This window comes from Streptomyces silaceus, assembly GCF_001419745.1.
GTDB lineage: Bacteria > Actinomycetota > Actinomycetes > Streptomycetales > Streptomycetaceae > Streptomyces > Streptomyces silaceus.
Window position 1 is genome coordinate 1 of sequence record NZ_LIRJ01000378.1, and the last position, 5,416, is coordinate 5,416.

Annotated in this window: 3 protein-coding genes; 2 read left to right on the forward strand and 1 reads right to left on the reverse strand. The window is 76.4% G+C overall.

Going from position 1 to position 5,416, the window contains the following annotated elements; genetic code table 11:
* Window positions 1-2,326: FHA domain-containing protein (locus AOK22_RS30370; RefSeq protein WP_055701933.1), on the reverse strand; the 2,326-nt coding region annotated here is incomplete at its 3' end.
* Between the two features lie 464 nt (window positions 2,327-2,790).
* Here AOK22_RS30370 and AOK22_RS30375 point away from each other — a divergent pair.
* Together AOK22_RS30375 and AOK22_RS30380 are read left to right on the forward strand one after the other, a co-directional pair.
* Window positions 2,791-4,455 (forward strand): serine/threonine-protein kinase, encoded by a 1,665-nt coding sequence (locus AOK22_RS30375; RefSeq protein ID WP_055701934.1) that lies wholly within the window; start codon window positions 2,791-2,793, stop codon window positions 4,453-4,455.
* A gap of 141 nt (window positions 4,456-4,596) precedes the next feature.
* Window positions 4,597-5,416: serine/threonine-protein kinase (locus AOK22_RS30380; RefSeq protein WP_244165142.1), on the forward strand; the 820-nt coding region annotated here is incomplete at its 3' end.

The window sequence follows — 5,416 nt, forward strand, 5'->3', positions numbered from 1 at the left end:
CGGCGGCCAGGGACGCGGCGACGGAGCGCAGCAGCTCCGTGCGCCCGCTGCCCGGAGGGCCCTCGGCAAGCAGATGCGGACCGTCGGCGACGAGGTCCGCGACGACCGGCCCGCGCGGCCCCGCGCCGAGCACGGCCAGGGCGCGCCCGCCGAGCGCGTCGGGATCGTCGGCCGCGGCGGCCCACCGCGCCATCAGCGAGGCGGGCGTGGCCCTGGCGAGCCCCAACTCGTCGAGGAGACGGGCGGCCTGGGGCAGCGGCGCGGACACGCGCGCGTGGCCCTCGCCGGCCGTCCCGTCCGTCCGCAGTGGCGCGAGGGCGCGCGCGAACCGCTCGGCCCAGGCCATCGACACCGCGTCCACGGTGGCGACGGTGCCGTGCCCGGCGGGGCGCCCGCCCGCCGTCCGCATCAGCCGCAGCGCGGTCGCCACGTCCCCGCTGAGCAGCGCCACGGCGCCGCACGCGCGGAAGGCGGGCGACGCCGCGCAGGCCGCCTCGTACGTGTCGAGGACCGGCGAGGCGGGCGAGGCGGCCGCGGTCTCGGCGAGGCAGACGACGTGGATCCCGGCGCGCGCGCCCTCGCCGGCGAGCCGGACGGTGGCCTCGCGCAGCCCGGCCGACCCGGGGTCGCCGTCGACGACCACGACGGTGTGGGAACCGGCCGCGCCGCCCCGCAGACCGTCGGCGATGTGGTCGTCGAGGCGCCGGATCAGCTCGTCCGTGCGCGCCGCCGCCTGGTCGCGGTCGTAGGCGAGGAGGAGACGGCAGTCCTGGCCGTGCGTGGGCCGCAGATGGGGGAGCCAGCCCAGCCAGCCCCACTCGGCGGTCCGCTCGGCCGTCGGGCGGGCCCGGTCCGTGCTGATCAGCACGATCTCCAGGCCGTCGGGGGAGTGCAGCGCGGCGAGCTGGGCGACGACGGCCCTGGCGAGGCCGGTCAGCCGCTCCCGGGGCCCGGCGAGGCCGAGCGCGCCCGCCTCCCGCAGGCCGACCGTGACGGGCACGGCGGGCAGCAGCCCCTCGGGGCCGTCGGCGGCGGGCATGACCCGGTCGACCGTGCCGAGCCGGACCGCGAGGGACTCCGGGTGGCCGGGGCCGCGCTCCCACAGGCGGGGGCCTGGGCCGAGCGCCGTGAGCAGCAGGGCGGCCGGATCGGGCCAGGACTCGGGGGTCCGCGCGGCCTCGGCGACGGCGAGGTCCTCGGGGGAGGGCGCCGGCGGCCGGGCGTCGCCGGGGTCCCCGGAGGCGTACGCCTCGTCCGGGTCCTCGTGCTCGCCGTACACGTCGTCCTGGCTGTCCCTGCCGCCGGTCAGCCGCCGCGCCCACGCGGAGAGGCCGCCGCGCTTGCGCAGGCCGCGCGGCACGGTCGTCCCGCGCGCGGGCGTGCCGGTGCGGGTCCGCTCGGCGTCCGGGGCGCCGCCCTGGTGCGGGACGACGGCCGCGTCGGTGCCGGAGGGCGCGCCGGGTGCGTACGCGCCGTGCGCACCCGGCGCGCCCGGGTCGCCGGGTGCCCTTCGTGCTTCGTACGCATCCGGAGCACCGGACACCCCCTCCGGGGCCGGGCCGGCCGGGGTGCCCCAGGCCGCCGGGCCGTAGGCGTGGTGGGTGGCTCCGGAGGGCGCCCGCACCGCTTCCGCGGGCGCCGCGGCGGCCCGCACGCGCACGTGGCCCTCGCCGTCCGGCGCCGTCGCGAGCGCGCCGCCCGCGCCGGTGGCCGGGCCGTGTCCGCCGTCCGTCAGGCGCAGCGCGGACTCGCCGATGCGCAGCAGGGAGCCGGGGGAGAGCCGCACCGGGCGGTCGGTGACCTCGCGGCCGTCCACCGAGGTGCCGTTCGTCGAGCCGAGGTCGGTGACCGTGACGCCGCCGTCCGGGGCGAGCGTGACCGCGCAGTGCAGCCGGGAGACGTCCGGGTCGTCCAGCGGGACGTCCGTGTCGGCGGAGCGGCCGACGCGGATCTCGCCGCCGTGCAGCAGATGGACGCCGCCCGCGTCCGGGCCCGCCACCACGTGCAGCTGGGCGGCGGCGCCCGCGGGCTCGGGCCCCGGCTCGGAGGGCGCGCCCAGCGAGAGCACCGCGCCGTCGATCAAGGGGGGCTCGCCGAGGGTGCAGCGCTGGGCGTCCAGGCGCTCCGGGCCCGCGTACAGCACGAGGGGGCCCTCGGTGCCCGCCACGGCGGTGGCGAGGCCCGAGGCGACCGCGGCGAGCGCGGTTCCCGCGGGGGCGGTGACCAGGACGTCGCAGGCGCGGTGCGCGCCGGTCGTCGGCGTGGGGCGGCCTTGCTGCTCGGTCTGGCCGCTGCGCGGCGCGAGGACGGTCAGCCGGATCTGCATCGCCGTCGGCGGTCCCTTCTGCGCTGGGCGCCCGGCAACGGGGACACGCGCTGTGATTCCCCCCACCGCACACGGGCACGTCGGCCAGTACTGAGGGCATCCTCGCACCTGCCACCGACAACACGCCCGGCGGCCACCTGTAAGTGATCTTGATTGGTCGCCTCTGCTCGGAAAAGTGCCTGCTCGGACCGTTGCGGACCCCGTCGGGACCCGATGGCCCACACCCGGGTGAAGGTCAATTCGGGGCGTTCCGGCAACCAACGGCCGCGACCGAGCGTCTTTCCTGCGAACAGCGATCCGGAACGTCCCGCTCGGGCGGATTCCGACCGGCCGGTGCCTCGTTCGGCGGCACTACAGTGGGTCGGAACACCTTCGCGCCGCCCTCGGGCGGCGCGGGGTCGCGAAGCCTCCGGCCGGAAGCCGGCGGGCCACAACACTCGGACCACCAGCAGGGAGCGCATGACGTGCGGCCGGTAGGCAGCAAGTACCTGCTCGAGGAGCCGCTCGGGCGCGGCGCCACGGGCACCGTCTGGCGAGCCCGCCAGCGGGAGACCGCGGGTGCCGAGGCGGCCGTCGCCGGCCAGCCCGGCGAGACCGTCGCGATCAAGGTCCTCAAGGAAGAGCTCGCCAACGACGCGGACGTCGTGATGCGCTTCCTCAGGGAGCGGTCCGTCCTGCTCAGGCTCACGCACGAGAACATCGTCAGAACCCGTGACCTGGTCGTCGAGGGCGATCTCCTCGCCCTGGTCATGGACCTCGTCGACGGGCCCGACCTGCACCGCTACCTCCGCGAGAACGGTCCGTTCACGCCGGTCGCGGCGGCCCTGCTGACCGCCCAGATCGCCGACGCGCTGGCCGCGAGCCACGCGGACGGCGTCGTGCACCGCGACCTGAAGCCGGCGAACGTCCTGCTGAAGCAGGACGACGCGGGCATGCACCCGATGCTCACCGACTTCGGCATCGCGCGCCTCGCGGACTCCCCGGGGCTGACCCGTACCCACGAGTTCGTCGGCACGCCCGCGTACGTCGCGCCGGAGTCCGCCGAGGGCCGCCCGCAGACCAGCGCCGTGGACATCTACGGCGCCGGCATCCTGCTCTACGAGCTCGTCACCGGCCGGCCCCCCTTCGGCGGCGGCTCCGCCCTGGAGGTGCTGCACCAGCACCTGAGCGCCGAGCCGCGCCGCCCCTCGACCGTCCCCGACCCGCTGTGGACGGTCATCGAGCGCTGCCTCGACAAGAACCCCGACCGCCGCCCCAGCGCCGAGAACCTCGCCCGCGGCCTGCGCGCCGTCGCCGAGGGCATCGGCGTGCACTCCTCCCCGGCGCAGATCGCCGCCGCGGAGGGCGTGGGCGCCCTGCTCATGCCGGACCCGGCGCCCGCCCAGGTGCCCGAGACCCCGGGCGCGGCCGACCCCACGCAGGTCCTGCCGAGCAACGCGGGCTCCTACGACCCGAACGCCGCGACGAGCGTCATGCAGAGCACCGGCGGCGCCGGTGACGCCGACCCGACGTCCGTGCTGCCGAACAACCGGGGCGCGGCCGACCCGACGGCGGTCATGCCGCCGGTCCCGCCGAACGGGCCGGGGTCGGACCCGAACGAGCCGCACCCCTGGCAGAACCAGATGGCCGCGGCCCGCGACCGCAACGAACAGACCCAGTACCAGGCGTACTTGGACCCGAACGACGACCCGCTGCGCCGTCGTCCCCAGCGTCAGGTGGCCCGGCCCCAGCAGCAGCCGCGGCAGCAGCAGTACGCGCCGCAGCAGCCGCGCGGGCAGCGCCGCCAGCAGCAACAGCAGCAGTACGCGCCGCAGCAGCACCAGCCCCAGCACCAGCCGCAGCAGTACGCCGCGCCTCCGCAGGCGCCGCCGCCCCAGCAGCCCGCGCCGCGCCCCGCGCGCGAGCCGCGCCAGCCGCGTCAGCGCAGCGCCAACCCGATGAAGATCCCGGGTCTCGGCTGCCTGAAGGGCTGTCTGTTCACGATCGTCATCCTCTTCGTGGCGAGCTGGCTGGTCTGGGAGTTCAGCCCGCTCCAGGACTGGATCGGGACGACGAAGGGCTACTGGGAGCAGCTGAAGGACTGGTACGACACGGTCAGCGGCTGGATGGGCAAGGTCGGCGGCAACTAACGCCGGTCGGGCCGGTCGGCCCGAATCCCCGGACGACTCTGGGGATTTGTCGACATCTGCAGAGTGATTTCTGCTCCCGGAGTGAAGGTTGGCGACAAGGCCGCGTAGTTTTGTCGCCAACACGCATCCGTAGGAGCAGTCTTGACGCGCAAGATCGGCAGCCGGTACACCGCCCACCAGATCCTGGGCCGTGGCAGCGCCGGCACGGTGTGGCTCGGCGAGGGGCCCGAGGGCCCGGTCGCCATCAAGCTGCTGCGCGAGGACCTGGCCTCCGACCAGGAACTCGTCGGCCGCTTCGTCCAGGAGCGCACGGCGCTGCTCAGCCTCGACCACGCGCGCGTGGTGGGCGTCCACGACCTCGTGGTCGACGGGAACGACCTGGCCCTGGTCATGGACCTCGTCCGCGGCACGGACCTGCGGACCCGCCTGGACCGCGAGCGGCGCCTGGCCCCCGAGGCCGCGGTCGCCATCGTCGCGGACGTGGCCGACGGGCTCGCCGCCGCGCACGCCGCGGGCATCGTGCACCGTGACGTCAAGCCCGAGAACGTCCTCCTGGACATGCAGGGCCCCCTCGGCCCCGGCGGCGCGCACCCCGCGCTCCTCACGGACTTCGGCGTCGCCAAGCTGATCGACTCCCCCCGCCGGACCCGCGCGACGAAGATCATCGGGACCCCGGACTACCTGGCCCCCGAGATCATCGAGGGCCTCCCGCCGCGCGCGGCCGTCGACATCTACGCCCTCGCGACGGTCCTGTACGAGCTGCTCGCGGGCTTCACCCCCTTCGGGGGCGGCCACCCCGGCGCGGTCCTGCGCCGGCACGTCACGGAGACGGTGGTGCCCCTCCCCGGCATCCCCGAGGAGCTCTGGCAGCTCCTCGTCCAGTGCCTGGCCAAGGCCCCCGCGTCCCGGCTGCGCGCCTCCGAGCTGGGGGCGCGGCTGCGGGAGCTGCTGCCGCTGGTCG